This window comes from Chryseobacterium formosum, assembly GCF_026460885.1.
Taxonomy (GTDB): domain Bacteria; phylum Bacteroidota; class Bacteroidia; order Flavobacteriales; family Weeksellaceae; genus Chryseobacterium; species Chryseobacterium formosus.
This window is the reverse complement of sequence record NZ_JAOVZW010000020.1, coordinates 29,278-47,404: the sequence shown is the minus strand read 5'-3', so window position 1 is coordinate 47,404 and position 18,127 is coordinate 29,278. Positions and strand designations below refer to the sequence as shown.

The following is an 18,127-nucleotide window of genomic DNA, read 5'->3' as shown; positions in this document are numbered from 1 at the left end:
GCTATGTAACTTGGCTTAACAGAAAAATTAAAACAAACTAAAATGAGCACAGCAACACAACAAGAATCAGGCACTTTACTACAAAGACCTGAGTTTAAAAATCAGTATAATAATTATATTAACGGACAGTTTACTGCACCGGTTAACGGGCAATATTTCGATGTTGTTTCTCCTGTTGACGGAAAAGTCTTCACACAGGCAGCACATTCGTCGAAAGAAGATTTAGAATTGGCTGTAAATGCAGCAACTGAAGCATTCAAAACATGGAAAAACACTTCCTCAACGGAAAGAAGTGTTATTTTAAATAAAATTGCCGACAGAATCGAGCAGAATTTAGAGTATATCGCAACGGTAGAAACTATTGATAACGGTAAAGCAGTGAGAGAAACTTTAGCTGCGGATATTCCTTTGGCGATTGATCATTTCAGATATTTTGCTTCGGTTATCAGAGCTGAAGAAGGTTCTCATAATGAATTAGATAAAGATACGGTTTCACTTATCGTTCACGAACCTCTTGGAGTTATTGCTCAAATTATTCCTTGGAACTTTCCGATTCTAATGGCTGTTTGGAAATTAGCTCCGGCTTTGGCTGCAGGAAACTGTGTTGTCTTGAAACCGGCAGAAAGCACTCCAGTTTCTATTTTAGTTTTGATGGAATTAATTGGCGATTTGCTTCCAGCGGGAGTTGTAAATATTGTGAATGGTTTCGGAGCGGAATTAGGAAGAGCTTTGGTTACCAATCCAAAAGTGAACAAGGCAGCTTTCACAGGTTCTACGGCAACTGGTCGCTTGGTAATGCAGTACGCAACAGAAAATATCATTCCGGTAACGCTGGAGCTAGGTGGGAAATCACCCAACGTATTCTTCAATTCGGTAATGGATGCAGATGATGAATTTTTAGATAAAGCTATTGAAGGAGCGGTTTTATTTGCCTTAAATCAGGGTGAAATCTGTACTTGTCCATCAAGATTATTGGTTCAGGAAGATATTGCAGATGCATTCATCGCTAAAGTAATCGAAAGAGTGAAAGCAATCAAAGTCGGAAATCCTTTAGATAAAACCGTAATGATGGGAGCCCAAGCTTCTAAGATTCAGAAAGACAAGATTCTTTCTTACATCAAATTAGGAAAAGAAGAAGGCGCAGAAGTTCTTGTAGGAGGTGATGTGAACAATGTAGGTGAAGGTTTGGAAGAAGGATATTACATTCAGCCAACTATTTTCAAAGGAAATAACAGAATGAGAATCTTCCAGGAAGAGATTTTTGGACCAGTTTTAGCGTTCACTACTTTCAAGGATGAAGCAGAAGCGTTAAAAATTGCAAACGATACAATTTACGGTCTTGGAGCGGGAGTTTGGACGAGAGATGCGCATCAGTTATACAATGTTCCACGCCACATTGAAGCAGGTAGAGTTTGGGTGAACCAATATCACTCATATCCGGCAGGAGCACCTTTCGGAGGTTACAAGCAGTCAGGAATCGGTAGAGAAAACCACAAAATGATGCTCGACCATTACCGTCAAACGAAAAACATGTTGATTTCTTACAACAAAAACAAATTAGGTTTCTTTTAATTTTTAAATATTAGGGGCGTGTCCGTTTGCCTCGTTATGCAACGAGGCAAGACGGTCAGGCTATCCAGGGCTGCACTTCGTTTCGGTACTCCGCTTCGCTCCGCACTCTCGCCTTTGGCGATACCCTTACTATCCTTCACGCAAAAAAAGTTATAAAAACACGCTAGATTATATTATTCTTGTTAAGACCTGACGTAATTTTTTTATTGTCAGGTTTTTTTAACTTTATCAATAATTAAAGTATTCTCAGAGAAAATTTGGCTTTAAATAATAAAAAGAAAATAAAATGGAAACAAAAAAAATATCAAGACTCTCGGTTACAGAAAAAGCATTGGAAGTAGTATGGGAACTTAAAAAAAAACATGGTGACCTGATGTTTTATCAGGCGGGTGGATGTTGTGAAGGAACACAACCCCAATGTTTCGAGAAAGGCGGATATTTTCCAAGAATGAATGATGCCATGATCGGAACCATCAACGGACATGAATTTTGGATTGACCGTGATTTATTCGAATATTGGCAATATTCCCATTTCACATTAGATATTCTCGAAGGCTTCGGACCAGGCGGATTTTCACTGGAAACACCTTTAGGAAAAACTTTTAAAGTACATTACCGATTATTTACACCAGAAGAATTGAAAAATTTGGAGCCTGTAAAACGAAGTGAATGATTTTACTGATAACTTTTAAACTGATTATATTTCGAAGCAATAAAATTTAATTCTCTTTCAAAATCATATTTATCTCTCTTAATATTTCTTTTTAAAATAAAATACTGAATGATTGTTATCAATATTGGAATGACAATTAAGAAATAATTTTCGTTGTTTTGAATTTCTTGTGATGCGATAAAAAGGAAAAGAAAAATTCCTATTATAGAAGCTATAAGAGGATAAATGAAGGGAGTAAATTCTATTTTAATGACTGTTTTATTCTTTTCTTCTACAATATTTCCTTTGATAATAGAACGATAAATATTAATATCAAATAAATGTTTTCTTCTTTTTATAATAAAGTTGTCTGCACTGATTAATCCTCTGTATTCATATCTTGTAGGGATTCCATGATCCGGAATGAATGATATAAAACTAGTGTTTGTTTTGTACGTGATTTTTTTCAAGTGCTCAACAAATTCAGATTTATTCATTTCAATTTCGAAATTTAAATGATCATAAAGTCCAATGTTTTTGAAAAAAGAAGTCATATAATCTTAGTATTAGAATCAATCTGCTTCATCAACAAAATCTGCGAGAATAAACATCGTGCAAATTTGCTTGATCTGGGGAATAATTTACCTACAGATTTTAATATTTTAGTATTGAATTTTAAGTGAAATTAGTGAAAAATATTAATGTCATTAGTATTTTGAAATTAAACTTTCACAAACCGATTCACAAACATCGCCGCCACAATATCACCAACCGCATTTAAAACTGTCGCTAAAGGATCAACCAATGTTCCAATAATAATCACGGCAGGAATTGCTTCCTGAGGTAAGCTGTAAACAGAAATCATCAACATCTCACCGATATATCCTCCGTTAGGAATTCCGCCTGCTACGATGCTTACAAAAACGGTAATTCCTAAAGCTAAAAGAAGATTGGAAGGTTCAAAAAAATCTCTTCCTATAATTTGAAATGCCACATAAATCTTTATAATCGACGACATCGACGAGCCATTTTTATGCAAAGTCGTACCAATAGGAATTACAAGATTAGCAACAGAATTGGAAATTCCAATCTTTGAAGCTGCTACTAAATTGGCTGGCATCGTTGCAAAACTGCTGCATGTACTTAAAGCTGTTAAAGTAGAGTAAACTGCATTTTTCCAGAAACTTTTAATTCCGTTTTGTCCGTTTGCCATGAATGCGTAGAGGGTGAAAAATACGAAGAAATAAATAATTCCTGCAATGTAATACAAACCGAGAGGTTTAGCATAAAATCCAAAAAGCTGAGGTCCCAAAGTTGCAACTTGATAAGCAAAATAGGCTCCCAAACCAATCGGAGCGATTTTCATAATCATTAAAAGCAATTCTTTCATTACTTCATATCCTGAAGCGATAAAAACTCGGAAAGGTTTACCATTTTCACCAGCTTTTCTCGTTGCAAAACCGGTGAGAAAAGCAAAGATGAGTAGAGCCAGCATATTTCTTCGGGAAAACAACTCGGTAAATTCTCCAACAGTGAAAAAACTTACAATTCGATCACCCCAGTTTTCTTCCTTAGTTGCTTCAGCAATGATTTCCTTACTTCCCGAAATAGATGAAACAGGAAAGAGATAAACAGCACCAATCGTGAAAACCGCAGCAATTAATATAAATAATAGAAAGGTAAAAGACATGATAAGAAGAATCTTACCAAACTTAGAATCTTGCTCAAGTGAGGCAATTGAATTGGCAACTGCAAAAAACACCAATGGAACTACACTTACAAATAGTAGATTCAGAAAAATATCACCTAAAGGTTTGATGTAAGAAACAATATCAGGTGCAACAATGCCGATAATGCTGCCCAAAGTAATTCCTACGAGGAGAAACAGAATTCCTGAATAGTTTTTTAAGACCTCTTTCATTGCGGATTTTTATCAAAGATAGATTTATTTTTAACAATTTCTTAGATGTTTGTTCGCCTTAATTTTTCTAAATTTGAGTAAACATTCGTTTCTATGGCTTATATAGATTATTACAAAATTTTAGGCGTAGACAAAAGCGCAACGCAGGACGACATCAAAAAAGCGTACCGCAAGCAGGCAAGAAAACTGCACCCAGACCTTAACCCAAACGACAAAGAAGCTGAAAGAAAATTCAAAGAGCTGAATGAAGCCAATGAAGTTCTCAGCAATCCCGAAAACCGTGCAAAATACGATAAGTATGGTGAAAATTGGAAGCATGGCGAACAGTACGAACAAGCTCAACAGCAACAAAGGCAATATCAAAGCCGAGGCGGAAATTACGAAGGTGGTTTTTCGGGTGCTGATTTTGGAGGCGGTGAAGATTTTTCAGACTTTTTCCAAAGCATGTTCGGCAGTGAAGGTGGCGGATTCGGCAGAAGTTCACGCGGAAGCGCTTCAGGAAAATTCAAAGGTCAGGATGTACAGGCCGAACTGAATTTAAACTTAAAAGATGCTGCAAAAACACATCAGCAGACTTTCGACATCAATGGTAAGAAAGTTAGAATTACAATTCCTGCGGGAGTTTCTGATGGACAAAAAATCAAACTGAAAGGCCACGGAAATCCTGGCTTCAATGGTGGACCTGCTGGAGATTTATACATTACATTTAATATTACTCCAGATCCGAATTTTGAAAGGGTAGGTGATGATCTAAAATCTAAAATCAGCATTGATTTGTACACCGCAGTTTTGGGTGGAGATGTAAAAGTGGAAACTTTAGAAGGAAGCGTTAATCTCAAAGTAAAACCAGAAACTCAAAACGGAACAACGGTAAGATTAAAAGGAAAAGGTTTTCCGGTCTATAAAAAAGATGGTGAGTTTGGAGATCTGTTTGTGACGTATGATGTGAAATTACCCACCAATCTTACAGAAAAACAGAAAGAACTTTTTGAACAACTTAAAAATTCTTAATCATGAGCGAAAGAATATCACGGGAAGAACTCGTAAAAATATACAATATTGAAATTACTTTTTTTGATGAACTGGTTGATTATGGCTTATTAAGAGTAGAAACTGAAGATAACATTCGGTATCTGATTTATGAAGATCTTCAGGTTTTTGAAAAGTTTGCAAACTGGCATTATGATCTTGAAATAAATCTCCCCGGTTTAGAAGTCATTCATCACATGCTTCGTAAAATGGATGATTTACATCAAAAAAATCGCGATCTGATGAATAAACTTTCGGCAATTAGTGGGAAATATGAGGATATTTAATTTAGTTTTGTAAACTATAAAACTCAATATATGGCAAGACTAAACGACGACAAGATCATCAACTTACAGATTAGCAAAAAAGATTTTGAAGAGATTTATCTCAACGGAAATCAGGGAAGTCTGTTTTTGTCGCCTACGGTAAAAGGAAAACTTATTACCACAATTGTAGTTGCTGTGATTTTGTTGGTTTTGTTTTATTTTAAAGATGATCTAAGCAAAGAAAAATTCGGGATTTTATATTTTGTGAGTTTTCTTTTTCTGCTTTGTGCAGTGTACCTATCTTTAGCCATTAACAAGGTTTCAAAATGGAAAAAAGAAGTTGTGAAATATCTGAAAACTCTTGAAAATACGGATATTTATCAGATTCAGTTTAATGCTAAAGTTTTTAAAGTAAACCTTAATGATAATAAAGAAACAAGTCTTTGGACAGAATTTACAGCTGCTGAAATCAGCGATAAATTTATAGGCTTGGAAGGAAAATTCAATTATATGTTTCCGAAAAAATCGATGCCAGAAGCAGATTTTGAATTGCTGAAAGAAGCGGTACAGAAAAATGTTTTAAAATAAAAAAAATCAGAGCCAACGCTCTGATTTTTGCTTTTATAAGGAGTGTTGATTAATCTAACCAACCCATTTCTTTCATCCACTCGTCGTTGTAGATTTTCCCAACGTATCTTGAACCGTGATCATGAAGTAACACAACAATCACATCGTCTTTCGTAAACTGATCTTTCATCTGAACCAAAGCAGCCATCGCACTTCCCGCAGAATATCCACAGAAAATACCTTCTTCTTTTGCCAGTTTTCTTGCGTAGATTGCTCCGTCTTTATCAGTCACTTTTTCGAAATGATCGATCACAGACATATCGTAGTTTTCAGGAAGAATATCTTCGCCAATTCCTTCTGTGATGTAGGTGTAAGCATTTCCTAAATTGATTTCTCCAGTCTCGTGAATCTCTTTCAGAATAGATCCGTAAGTATCAACTCCAATTACTTTGATGTCTTTATTTTTCTCTTTAAAAAACATTCCGCAGCCTGTAATGGTACCTCCAGTTCCGGCTCCAACTAAAAAGTGAGTCAGTTTTCCTTCAGTTTGTTCCCAGATTTCAGGTGCAGTAGACTCGTAATGAGCCGCTCTGTTTGATAAATTATCGTATTGATTTACGTACCATCCGTTTTCTGTTTCTTTAGCCAATCTCTTTGAAACTGAATAGTAAGAACGTGGATCTGTAGGTTTTACGTCTGTTGGACAAACGATAACTTCAGCTCCAACAGCACGAAGAATGTCGCATTTTTCTTTAGATTGCTTAGCGTTGGTTACAAAAATACACTTGTATCCTTTGATGATTGCTGCCAAAGCTAATCCCATTCCTGTATTTCCCGAAGTTCCTTCGATGATGGTTCCACCTGGCTTTAATCTTCCGTCTTTTTCGGCATCTTCAATCATTTTCAGAGCCATTCTGTCTTTTACCGAATTTCCAGGGTTGAAAGTTTCTACTTTTGCCAAAACCAAAGCCGGAAAATCTTCACCTAAAACATTATTAATCTTTACAAGTGGCGTATTTCCTATGGTTTCGAGAATATTTTCTGCGTATTTCATATGTCGCTTTTATTATTTTTTTCTGCGCCCCAAATATACATTTTTCAGAATAATTCAGAATCTATGTAAATGATTAGATGTAATTTACTTTATGTGCGAATTTTGTAATACGCCAAAAACGTCAGTAAACAATCGGCAAATGTTTATTCAGTTTATTAGGAAAATGATTTTTTTGGGAGCTTTTTCCCGCTTTCCACTATATCTTTTTCGCCAACGCTTTTTTTCCAAAGCCATTTCAGAAAAAGGATGTCGTTTCAATCGGGGCTAAGAAATTTAGTAATAAATCAAAAATTTGGAACAACCGGAAAATTCATAAGCGAAACAAATTGACGATTCACCATTCACTAATTATACTTAATCGCTTTAACGGGAGAAATCTTACTGATCAGATAACTCGGAATCACCAAAGCCATTCCCGAAATAATCAAAATTCCTACAGAAATTGAAATAATTAATAATGGGTTCAAATCAACCGGAACAACGCTCACATAATAATTAGCAGGATTCAATTTAATAATTCCTGTATACTTTTGAATGAATAAAAGTCCAAGACCAATCAGGTTTCCATATAAAAGTCCGGGAACCATGATAATTAAGGTGTAATTGATAAACGTTGCACGAATCTGTCCGTTGGTTGCACCTAAAGTTTTAAGCAAACCTATTGAGTTGGTTCTTTCAATAATCAAAATCAACAAAACCATGATGATATTAATGATAACTACCAAAAGCATAATTGAAATAATAATTCCGATATTGGTGTCGAAAAGCCCGATCCAATCGTTGATTTGCGGATATTTGTCGTTTGCTTTTTCAGCATAATTTTTATATCCGATAAACTTTTCAACTTGCGGGAAATCTTCATCAACATCATTGATATTTTTAAAGAATATATCTAATCCACCGATTTGATCAGGACTCATATCCATAATTCTTCTTACATGATTGATGTCTCCAATCACAAACTGATCGTCAATCATCTTAATGTCGGTTTTGTAAATTCCGACTACTTCAAAATTTCTGTAAATCGGTTTCTGATCTGCTTTTGAAAATACGGTTACAATGCTGTCATTTACTTTCAAATGAAGATCATTGGCAATTTTTTCAGAAATAGCAACACCGTTATTATAACCTTCTCCATTGAAAAAAGGAGTTTTTCCGGCAATTAGAAATTTTTTAAATCGTAAACTGTCAAAATCTTTATCTACCCCCTTAAAGATAACGCCTGCAAAGTTATGTTCGTTACGCATAATTCCCGTTACCATCGCATATTGCTGAACTGCTGCAACATCAGGAAGCGTTTTTATACTTTTAACATCCAAACCGTCTTTATCAAGAACCGAAGTGTTATTAGACGAATTTGACTTGGTTGATCTTACTGTAATATGTCCGCTAAAATCTCCTAATCTTTCTTTAATCGCCTTTTTTGAACCCAATCCTGTAGAAACGGTAATGAGTGAAACGATGATTCCCAAAGCCACAGAAAGTCTTCCGATGATGACGATCACCCGGGAAAGGTTATTTTTGTTATCTTTGGAAAACGCTATTTTTCGGGAGAAATATAATGGAAATTTCAAGCTTATGAATTTAAATTTCAAAATTAGAACTTTAGTTCTTATTTGCCTAATTTTTTTAGGAGTATTCAGTCAATATTATTCTCAGATTTCAGATAAAGATGGTTTTAAAACCGGTGCAGACCGAGCGGAATTATATCTTCCGCTTCTTAAAAACAAAACGATCGGAATTGTCACCAACCAAACAGGATTATTGAAAGATAAAACTCATCTTGTCGATTTTTTAGTAAAAAATAATATTAAAATTAAAACAATTTTCGCTCCGGAACATGGTTTCAGAGGTGATGCCGATGCAGGCGAAAAGGTGAAAAACGGAGTAGATGTAAAAACCGGAATTCCTATTGTCTCTCTTTACGGATCAAATAAAAAACCAAAACCGGAACAATTAAAAGGACTTGATATTGTTGTTTTTGATATTCAGGATGTTGGAGTAAGATTTTACACATATATCTCAACTTTAACTTATCTAATGGAAGCTGGAGCTGAAAATAATGTAGAAATTATGGTTTTAGACCGACCAAATCCACACGACGGATATATTGACGGACCTGTTTTAAAGAAAAAATGGGAAAGTTTTGTCGGAATGCACGAAGTTCCTGTTGTTTACGGTCTAACCATCGGTGAATACGGAAAAATGGTAAACGGAGAAAAATGGCTGAAAAATGGAGTTCAGGCAAAATATACTTTGATTGAAATGCAAAATTATCACAAGAAAAAGCGATATTCAATTTTAGATAAGCCATCTCCGAATTTGCCGAATGATAAATCGATCAACTTATATCCAAGCTTATGTTTTTTTGAGGGAACTCAGGTTTCTGTAGGAAGAGGAACAGATATTCCGTTTCAGGTTTATGGCTCACCTTGGACGAAAAATTTGACTTATCAGTTTACTCCAGAACCCACTCCCGGAGCTAAAGATCCGTTCCTAAATGGTAAATTATGTTATGGTGAAAATCTTTTAAACTATTCTAAAGATTTAAGAGAATTAAATTTAGAATGGCTGATTAAAGCTTATAAAAACTATAAAAATACTGAGCAAGATTTCTTTCTGAAAAATCTTTTTTTTGATAAATTAGCGGGAAGCGATGAGCTCAGAAAACAAATTGTTGCAGGAAAATCCGAAAAAGAAATTAAGTCTTCCTGGAAATCTGATTTAGATAAATTTGAGAAAATCCGAAAAAAATATATTATTTATAAAGATTAATAAAGTTAATGGTGAATTGTCAATCAACTACGTCGTGAATTTTCGACTTTAAATTGACTGGCGAAGCTAAATTGACTATTCACTATTCACTATTCGCAATTCGCAATTATTTTTTAATCAAAATTCTGCGGTGGTGTTTTATCATTTTTACCTTTATTCAAAATAAAAAGCCCGATTGATAAACCAATTACTCCTGCAACAGCGGTCATTAATGCACGTTCCAATTTATCTGCTTCTTCATTTCCCAAATAATTCATCAGGAAAAGTATTGCAAACGTAATGATTGATATAATGATGTGGTTTCTTCCTAGTAATTTCATATTATTTTAGTCTGTAAGAGATCATTACACCGCCTCTGTAAGGGATTATTTCACCACTTCTGTTGTGGCCATCTGCGCCATCATATCTTTCCCCTGTTCCACGCACATATCCTTTATAGAAATCTTGTGAATTTCCTACACCAGCAAAAATATCCATATTCCAATTTTCAGCTAATCTAAATTGATAACCACCTTCTATACCGAATAAAATAGAGTATCCCTTTTGATATAGTTGTGATTGTATATATTTTGTAGGTTGTAGTGTTTGATGATCATAATAAATTTCGTCATTCCAATAGGTAGGTTTTTGTAAAATATATGCACCAACAGAAACATTAGCTCCTACATGCCATCCTTTGAAAGCTTCTTTAAAATAATATCTCCCCTCCATTGTTCCCATATAAATCTGAGCTTCGTGACCTGCAAAAGACTTCCACGGAGAGATCAAAACATCACCTTGTAAAGTGAATTTTTTGCTTACCTGATGTTCTATTCCTACATTAATTACTCCAATTGGGATCAAAAGCGCATTACCTTTAATGTAAACTTTTTTCTCTGTTTCAGATTTTGTCTCTTCAGTCTTAACTTCCTGAGCATTAATATTTACTATTGAAAATAAACTTAATGCTGCAATAAAAATTTTATATTTCAAAATATGAGTTTTTATTTGATTTGACTTAATAATTTCTCTGCTAAACTTGCATCTTTACCCGATTGAGTGGCAATGTTTTTTGATTGTTCAGCAAAATTCTTAGCTAAATCTTTACTTCCTAAATTAAAATATATTTTAGCTAAAATGTATGTATTTTCTGATGTTTCACCACGCATTACAGATTTCTCTGCCCATTCTGCTGCTCTTTTCAAAGAAGTTTTGGTTTTGATATTGTCGGAAAAAATCCAAGCTACTTTTAAAAGTTCATTTGGTTCAAAAGCTTCTGAATTTTTATAATATTCCAACGCTGCTTTTTCATACTCAGGAAAATCGGCGTTTTGTTCGTAATAGGCTAATTTGGTTTGATTAAGTTTTGTAATAGCTGCTTCTTTTCCAACTAACGGTTCTGCTATTTTCAAAAAATATGCATCGTTGATTTTCTTATTCTTTTCGTCAATAGCTTCCTGAACAACTTTACCTAAAACCATTTGATTGTTGAATTCATTATAGCTTTCTTCAGGTAGAAATTTAATTATTTCAGCTTTTTGAGCAACAAAAGTTTTGTAATTAGGATCCTCAGATGACTTCAAAAAATACAATAAAAGTCCAACATCATCTTTTGTGAACTCTTCATTTTTAGGTTTGTTTTCAAAATATCTTTCAGAAACTTTCTTAGCAAATTCATAATCTGAATTTGAATTAAGTTTCATGATATTTATTAAGAATTCAGGATTTTTTTCACCTTTTGCAAATCTTTCTTTAGACGAACCTTCCTTAGAATTTACAGCGTTTACATCTTGTACCATAGAAAGAAAAAGACTTGGCTCCATGTAACCGTAGTTTTGAGAAATCAATTCGCCATCACCATTTAGAAAAAGAAAAGTAGGATAGGAGCGCACAGAAAATTTTTGAGCAATCTCTCTTCCTTCGCCTTTTTCCATGTCTATTCGTGAACTCACAAAGTTTTTATTGAAATAATCTCCTACTGATTTTTGGGTGAAAACATTTTTGTCCATCATTTTGCACGGGCCACACCAAACTGCATAAGCATCAATAAAAACAAGTTTTTTTTCTTTTTTTGCTCTTGCAAGAAGATCTTTAAAGTTGCTTTGATCAAACTTAATTCCTTCTTCCTGAGCGAAAATAAATAGGCTGATAAAAATAAATAATCCGGAGATAATCTTTTTCATTCTAAAATAAATTTTGGAAAGCTAAGATACTTATTTTTGATTGTATATGGATAATGAAACCGCTTTAAAAGATTTAAAACAAAAAACCACCCTTGAAAAAGAGTGGTTTAAGTGGTTTCTCCAGGAATCGAACCAGGGACACATGGATTTTCAATCCATTGCTCTACCAACTGAGCTAAGAAACCATTTAGGTTACTTTAAATTTTCAACTTTTGAAAAGAAAACCGCCTAATGAAAGGCGGTTTTGTGGTTTCTCCAGGAATCGAACCAGGGACACATGGATTTTCAATCCATTGCTCTACCAACTGAGCTAAGAAACCATTTAGGTTACTTTAAATTTTCAACTTTTGAAAAGAAAACCGCCTAATGAAAGGCGGTTTTGTGGTTTCTCCAGGAATCGAACCAGGGACACATGGATTTTCAATCCATTGCTCTACCAACTGAGCTAAGAAACCATTTAGGTTACTTTAAATTTTCAACTTTTGAAAAGAAAACCGCCTAATGAAAGGCGGTGGGGTGGTTTCTCCAGGATTCGAACCAGGGACACATGGATTTTCAATCCATTGCTCTACCAACTGAGCTAAGAAACCGTTCTTTTTACTTCGTTGTTTTAAAGTGATGCAAAAGTAGGAAGTTTTTGATATATGAAGCAAATATTAATCAAAGTTTTTTCAATTTAAGCAAAAACCTACTGATTTTCAGACGGATTATTTTCCTGCTCTTTTCTTATTTGTTCGCTCATTTCCTCTAAAACAGGCTTAATTGTGCTTTCAGGAAGATCACTAATTCTGATATACATCAAGCCATCAATAGCATCATTAAAGTTGGGATCAACATTAAATGCAATTACTTTTGCGTTTTGTTTTATATATTTTTTAATTAAAACAGGCATTCTCAATTCCGGTTCAAGATCATCGATGATTTTATCTAGTTTATTTAAATCAGATTCCATTTCGTTCAAGAATAAGTTTTTGTCACGCTCTCTTAATTTAACCTTATAGTCATTTCGTGGTGTAATGTATTGAGCAACAGCTGAGTCGTAATAATTAGAACGCATAAACTCAATCATCAAAGATTTCGAAAATTCCGAAAACTTATTAGAAATACTCACACCGCCCATTAAAAATTTATGGTCAGGATTTCTTAAACAAACATGCACAATTCCGCGCCATAAAAGGAATAAAGGAAGTGGTTTCTGCTGATATTCTTCACAAATATAAGCTCTTCCCATTTCAATTACTTTCTTGAAAAACGGATGAATATCTTGTTCGAATTCAAATAAAGAACTTGTGTAAAAGCCTTTAATTCCAGACTTTTTCATAATATCTTTACCTAAAGCCATTCTGTAAGCTCCGGCTAATTTTTCTGCAGCATTATCCCAAAGAAATAAATGATGATAATGCTTATCATATTCGTCAAGGTCAAACGGAAGATTGCTTCCTTCTCCAACCGCACGGAAAGTGAGTTCTCTTTGTCTTCCGATTTCCCTCATAATAGAAGGAATTTCTTCGTAAGGTGTAAAATAGATCTCGTAATTTCCGTTGCTAAACAACATTCTATCGGTTCCTTTTATTTTACTGATGTCCTTCAAAAGGTCTTCTTTTGGGGTTTCATCAATAATATTCTGAACGATATTTTCTTCTTTTAATAGTGGAAATTTTACCGAAAGATTTTTCAGATTAATAGCTTGAGCAAGAGATTTTCTTTTTTCATAGTAAGATTTCATCATGTAAACCTTACGTTTCAGAAATTCCCCCAATTCCTCAATGTTTTCCATGTCATCCATCACTTTTACAGTGATAGGTTTACCAATTCTTATTCTGATTGGTTTTTCCCTATCATTCATCATTTCTGCGGGAAGCATCAATGTTTGTAAATTAGGATGGATTTTTGCAACCTGATAAAATAAAGTGCTGTTTTTAGCATGAAAATACATCGGAACCACCGGAACTTTAGCCATTTTAATAAGCTTTAAAGCTGGTTTTTCCCATTCTTTATCTAAAATCTCACTGTACGGATTATTTTTATTTGAAACTTCCCCTGCAGGGAAAATTCCCACACAGCCACCGTTTTCCAAATGTTTCAAAGTTTCGCGCATTCCGGTTGAGCTGTTTCTAACCTCTCTTCTTCCTTCGAAAGGATTTACGGGAATGACATAAGGTTCCATAGGTTTTATTTTTTCCAAAAGAAAATTTCCCATTACCTTAAAATCAGGACGCACCTCAGACAAAATTTTACACATTAAAATTCCGTCAATCGCACCAAGAGGATGATTAGAAACCAAAATAAATGGCCCCGTTTTCGGAATTTTTGCTAAATCTTCCTCAAAAGCGATGTAACTTAAGTTTCGCTCTCTTACAAATGAATCGAAAAAGTCTTTACCTTCCTTGTCTTTTAATTTATCATAAAGTCTGTTGACCTGATTGATTTTTGCGACGCTCATCACAGCAGAAGCAACAGGATTTTTCAGGAAACCTATTTTGTTTAAGCCGGAAGCTCTGATTAAATCGTTTTTCGAAATTAAGCTCATGTGTTTTTAGTCGAAATTAGTTTTATTGTGTTACCATTTGCAGCGTATTTTTTGCAATCTGCTCCAATAATACACTTTTTCCTTGGTAAAATTTATCGATGTTTTCCATTTTTGCATTCCTTACCGTAAATAAAGATACATTTTTTATTACATCGGTCTTAAAAACTTTTTGAAGTTCATCATTCAATTCATCTACCTTGTTGAATTTATCTTCTAAACACAATTCCAACGAAATCGCAGAATTTTGCATTAAAGAAACTTTAATTTTATATTTAGCTAAATTGTTGAAAATTAAACTCATGTGGTCTTCTGCGATAAACGAGAAATCTCTTGTTGAAATTTTCAACAAAGTCTGATGTTCTTTTAAAATATAAGATTCTTCACTTTGATTTTTCTCTGAAGCACCCACTTTTGTTCCTTCTTTAGTTGGATCTACGAAAGATTTTACATAAAAAGGAATGTTTTTTTGTTGAAGTGGCTGTAAAGTTTTTGGATGAATTACACTTGCTCCATAATAAGCCATCTCAATCGCTTCTTCATAAGAAATGTTTGAAAGAAGACTTACATCATCGAATTTTCTTGGATCTCCGGTCATTACTCCGGGAACGTCTTTCCAGATGGTCATCGCTTCTGCATTTAAGCAATAAGCAAAAATTGCCGCCGAATAATCCGAACCTTCTCTTCCTAAAGTAACTGTGAAATTATTATCATCCGAACCGATAAAACCTTGAGTTACATAACAAATTGCAGGATTTAAATTTGAAATAAATTCTTCTGTTTTTTGCCAATTTACAACTCCGTCTCTGTAAGAATCGTCGGTTTTTATATAATCTCTTGCGTCTAACCATTGATTGCTAAACTGAATATCATTCAAATATTCGCTTACAATTTTAGTGGAAATCATTTCGCCACAACTTACAACCTGATCGTAAACAAAATTGTAATTCGGAGATTTATTTCTTCTTAAAAATGAATCGATATCATCGAAAAACAAATTGATTTCTGCGAAAACCGCATGGTCTTCAGCGAAAAGTCCTTGAGCAATTTCGATATGTTTCTGTTTTATCTCTTCAATTTCTGTTTGATAGTTATCTTTCTTGAAATACATTTCTACTACTTTTTCCAGCGCATTTGTGGTTTTACCCATCGCCGAAATTACAAGCAGACATTTCTCAAAGCCTTGACTTTGAAGAACCATAGAAACATTTTTTACACTTTCAGCATCTTTTACAGAAGCCCCACCAAACTTAAAAATTTTCATTAAAGTATTAAAAATAAAATTGTTAGATTATCGAAATTTTAAGATGTCAAAATTATAAATTTACACCGAGATATGAAATAGGCAGCGAGCGCGATATAATTAAGATTTTATTAAAATCAAAATTAGTATCCAAATAGTGTATTTACTGTAATGATTTGGGGATTTTTAAATACTCTAATTGCATATTGCTTAAACTGTTTTGGGTTGTATTGTTTTGATATACAGATGTTAAAGTCTATTTTAATATTTATTTTTTAAATAAGATAAATTTTACGAAATTTGGGAAAAGTGTAAAAAGAAAATTATGTCAGATCAGTCATTACAAACTTTAGGAGAATTTCTTATCGATAAACAGGAAGATTTCCAGTATTCTACAGGTGAATTTTCACGTCTTCTTAGTGCAATAAGATTAGCTTCAAAAGTTGTAAACAGAGAAGTGAACAAAGCAGGGATTGTAGATATTACAGGCGCTGCAGGAAACCAGAATATTCAAGGTGAAGAACAGCAGAAATTAGATGTTATTGCAAATGATATTTTTATCACAGCACTATCTCAGAGAGAAGTTGTCTGCGGAATTGCTTCTGAAGAGAATGACGATTTTATTGATATTAAATGTGGTGAAAACGGTCATTTGAGTAAATATGTGGTTTTAATCGATCCACTTGATGGTTCTTCAAACATTGATGTCAACGTTTCAGTAGGAACAATTTTCTCAATTTACAGAAGAGTTACAGAGCCAGGAACTCCGGTTCAACTTGAAGATTTTTTACAGAAAGGGATCAATCAAATTGCTGCAGGTTACGTTATTTACGGTTCTTCTACAATGATTGTTTACACTACCGGAAACGGAGTAAACGGATTTACACTTGATCCGTCTTTAGGAACATATTATCTTTCTCACCCGAATATGACTTTCCCAAAAACAGGGAAAATTTATTCAATCAATGAAGGAAATTATATTAAATTTCCTCAAGGTGTAAAAAATTATCTTAAATATTGTCAGATGGAAGAAGGAGATCGTCCTTATACATCAAGATATATTGGTTCGTTAGTTGCCGATTTCCACAGAAATATGTTAAAAGGAGGTATTTATATTTACCCATCTTACGGTCAGTCTCCTAACGGAAAATTGAGATTGTTGTACGAATGTAATCCAATGGCATTTTTGGCTGAGCAAGCTGGTGGAAAAGCTACAGACGGATTCAGAAGAATTATGGAAGTTGAGCCGACAGAACTTCACCAGAGAATTCCATTTTTTGCAGGAAGTATCGATATGGTTGAAAAAGCTGAAGAATTTATGCGAATTGACAGCGTAAAATAAATGACAGCAAAATATTACAAATATTTATTAAAATTCAAACGCCCGAGTGGAACATCTCGCGGCGTTTTACTTGAAAAAGAGACTTTTATTCTTGAAGTTTTTCAGGACGATAAAAAAGGAGTGGGGGAATGTGCTATTTTCAGAGGACTGAGTTTTGATGACAGACCGGACTATGAAGATAAATTAAAATGGCTTTGTGAAAATATTACTCAAGATTCAGAATATTTAAAAGAAGAATTAAAAGAATTTCCATCGATTTGGTTTGGTTGTGAGCAGGCTGTTTTAAATTTTAAAAATGGTGGAAATCTTTATTTTCCAAGCGAATTTACTGAAGGAAAAACTCCGATCATCATTAATGGATTGATTTGGATGGGAGATATTGATTTTATGGAAGAACAGATTCAGGATAAATTGGATCAGGGTTTTCATTGCATTAAATTAAAAATAGGGGTCGATTGGAAATCAGAACATGAAATTCTTCAAAAACTAAGACAAAAATTTTCAAAAGATCAACTCGAACTTCGGGTTGATGCAAACGGAGGTTTTACTAAAGATGAAGCTAAAATTGTTTTACAGCAGTTAGCAGATTTAGATATACATTCAATCGAACAACCGATAAAAGCAGGAAATTGGAACGATATCGCAGAATTATGTGCCGAAACTCCAACTCCGATTGCTCTAGATGAAGAATTAATTGGAATTATTGATTTGAATGAAAAAAGAAAGCTTTTAGAAACAATAAAACCACAATATATTATTTTGAAACCAGCTTTGGTTGGAGGTTTTTCAGGTTGTGATGAGTGGGTATCTCAAGCTGAGCAGCAAAACATTAGTTGGTGGATTACATCTGCTTTGGAAAGCAATATCGGTCTGAATGCAATTTCACAATATACCTTTACAAAAAGAAATCAAATGCCTCAAGGTTTGGGAACTGGGAGTTTGTTTACCAATAATTTCAATAGCTTTTTAGAACTTAATGGTGAGAAACTTTTTTACAAAAGTTAGTCCGATTAAATT

The 18,127-nt window shown here is 34.0% G+C and carries 17 protein-coding genes and 4 tRNA genes; 8 read left to right on the top strand and 13 right to left on the bottom strand.

Annotated features, from left to right (window positions below):
* The first annotated feature begins 42 nt into the window (after positions 1 to 42).
* Entirely contained in the window at positions 43 to 1,572 is a 1,530-nt protein-coding gene (locus OF897_RS16445; RefSeq protein ID WP_267266759.1) for an aldehyde dehydrogenase family protein, read from the top strand.
* Positions 1,573 to 1,858: 286 nt separating this feature from the next.
* Positions 1,859 to 2,245, top strand: a complete 387-nt coding sequence (locus OF897_RS16440; RefSeq protein WP_267266758.1) for a DUF779 domain-containing protein — start codon at positions 1,859 to 1,861, stop codon at positions 2,243 to 2,245.
* 2 nt (positions 2,246 to 2,247) lie between these two features.
* Here the strand turns inward: OF897_RS16440 and OF897_RS16435 are convergent, their stop codons facing one another.
* Both OF897_RS16435 and OF897_RS16430 read right to left on the bottom strand, forming a co-directional pair.
* Complete coding sequence (locus OF897_RS16435) at positions 2,248 to 2,778, bottom strand: hypothetical protein (RefSeq protein ID WP_267266757.1); 531 nt, start codon at positions 2,776 to 2,778, stop codon at positions 2,248 to 2,250.
* A 167-nt stretch (positions 2,779 to 2,945) separates the two neighbouring features.
* Positions 2,946 to 4,145, bottom strand: a complete 1,200-nt coding sequence (locus tag OF897_RS16430; protein ID WP_267266756.1) for a dicarboxylate/amino acid:cation symporter — start codon at positions 4,143 to 4,145, stop codon at positions 2,946 to 2,948.
* A 93-nt stretch (positions 4,146 to 4,238) separates the two neighbouring features.
* On the opposite strand from OF897_RS16430, the gene OF897_RS16425 reads away from it, so the two are divergent.
* The 3 genes from OF897_RS16425 to OF897_RS16415 are packed head-to-tail and all read left to right on the top strand — an operon-like array spanning position 4,239 to position 6,028.
* On the top strand, positions 4,239 to 5,156 hold the full coding sequence (locus OF897_RS16425) for a J domain-containing protein (RefSeq protein ID WP_267266755.1): 918 nt from the start codon (positions 4,239 to 4,241) through the stop codon (positions 5,154 to 5,156).
* Between the two features lie 2 nt (positions 5,157 to 5,158).
* Positions 5,159 to 5,461 (top strand): chaperone modulator CbpM, encoded by a 303-nt coding sequence (locus tag OF897_RS16420; protein WP_267266754.1) that lies wholly within the window; start codon positions 5,159 to 5,161, stop codon positions 5,459 to 5,461.
* Positions 5,462 to 5,491: 30 nt separating this feature from the next.
* Complete coding sequence (locus tag OF897_RS16415; protein WP_267266753.1) at positions 5,492 to 6,028, top strand: hypothetical protein; 537 nt, start codon at positions 5,492 to 5,494, stop codon at positions 6,026 to 6,028.
* 49 nt (positions 6,029 to 6,077) lie between these two features.
* Here OF897_RS16415 and OF897_RS16410 read toward each other — a convergent pair whose 3' ends face one another.
* Positions 6,078 to 7,061 carry a PLP-dependent cysteine synthase family protein gene (locus OF897_RS16410; RefSeq protein ID WP_267266752.1) on the bottom strand — a complete coding sequence of 328 codons (984 nt, stop codon included), beginning with the start codon at positions 7,059 to 7,061 and terminating at the stop codon, positions 6,078 to 6,080.
* 344 nt (positions 7,062 to 7,405) lie between these two features.
* Positions 7,406 to 8,635 carry an ABC transporter permease gene (locus OF897_RS16405; RefSeq protein ID WP_267266751.1) on the bottom strand — a complete coding sequence of 410 codons (1,230 nt, stop codon included), beginning with the start codon at positions 8,633 to 8,635 and terminating at the stop codon, positions 7,406 to 7,408.
* A 4-nt stretch (positions 8,636 to 8,639) separates the two neighbouring features.
* On the opposite strand from OF897_RS16405, the gene OF897_RS16400 reads away from it, so the two are divergent.
* Positions 8,640 to 9,836, top strand: a complete 1,197-nt coding sequence (locus tag OF897_RS16400) for an exo-beta-N-acetylmuramidase NamZ family protein (RefSeq protein ID WP_267266750.1) — start codon at positions 8,640 to 8,642, stop codon at positions 9,834 to 9,836.
* Positions 9,837 to 9,949: 113 nt separating this feature from the next.
* Here the strand turns inward: OF897_RS16400 and OF897_RS16395 are convergent, their stop codons facing one another.
* From OF897_RS16395 to OF897_RS16355, 9 genes are all read right to left on the bottom strand, one after another.
* A complete protein-coding gene (locus OF897_RS16395) occupies positions 9,950 to 10,156 on the bottom strand; it encodes a hypothetical protein (RefSeq protein WP_267266749.1) in 207 nt (68 codons plus the stop codon).
* A 1-nt stretch (position 10,157) separates the two neighbouring features.
* Positions 10,158 to 10,808, bottom strand: a complete 651-nt coding sequence (locus tag OF897_RS16390) for a DUF3575 domain-containing protein (RefSeq protein ID WP_267266748.1) — start codon at positions 10,806 to 10,808, stop codon at positions 10,158 to 10,160.
* Positions 10,809 to 10,819: 11 nt separating this feature from the next.
* A complete protein-coding gene (locus OF897_RS16385; RefSeq protein WP_267266747.1) occupies positions 10,820 to 11,998 on the bottom strand; it encodes a thioredoxin family protein in 1,179 nt (392 codons plus the stop codon).
* A gap of 112 nt (positions 11,999 to 12,110) precedes the next feature.
* Positions 12,111 to 12,183, bottom strand: a tRNA-Phe gene (locus OF897_RS16380).
* 62 nt (positions 12,184 to 12,245) lie between these two features.
* Positions 12,246 to 12,318: transfer RNA gene (locus OF897_RS16375), tRNA-Phe, on the bottom strand.
* Positions 12,319 to 12,380: 62 nt separating this feature from the next.
* Positions 12,381 to 12,453, bottom strand: a tRNA-Phe gene (locus tag OF897_RS16370).
* A 62-nt stretch (positions 12,454 to 12,515) separates the two neighbouring features.
* Positions 12,516 to 12,588 (bottom strand) — tRNA-Phe (locus tag OF897_RS16365).
* A gap of 98 nt (positions 12,589 to 12,686) precedes the next feature.
* Positions 12,687 to 14,528 carry a lysophospholipid acyltransferase family protein gene (locus tag OF897_RS16360; RefSeq protein ID WP_267266746.1) on the bottom strand — a complete coding sequence of 614 codons (1,842 nt, stop codon included), beginning with the start codon at positions 14,526 to 14,528 and terminating at the stop codon, positions 12,687 to 12,689.
* Between the two features lie 22 nt (positions 14,529 to 14,550).
* Positions 14,551 to 15,789 (bottom strand): aspartate kinase, encoded by a 1,239-nt coding sequence (locus OF897_RS16355; RefSeq protein WP_267266745.1) that lies wholly within the window; start codon positions 15,787 to 15,789, stop codon positions 14,551 to 14,553.
* 304 nt (positions 15,790 to 16,093) lie between these two features.
* Between OF897_RS16355 and fbp the strand changes: the two genes are divergently transcribed.
* On the top strand, positions 16,094 to 17,110 hold the full coding sequence (gene fbp, locus OF897_RS16350; protein ID WP_267266744.1) for a class 1 fructose-bisphosphatase: 1,017 nt from the start codon (positions 16,094 to 16,096) through the stop codon (positions 17,108 to 17,110).
* Positions 17,111 to 18,115: an o-succinylbenzoate synthase gene (locus OF897_RS16345; protein ID WP_267266743.1), complete on the top strand. Its 1,005-nt coding sequence runs from the start codon at positions 17,111 to 17,113 to the stop codon at positions 18,113 to 18,115. It begins immediately after the preceding gene.
* The last annotated feature ends 12 nt before the right edge of the window (positions 18,116 to 18,127 follow it).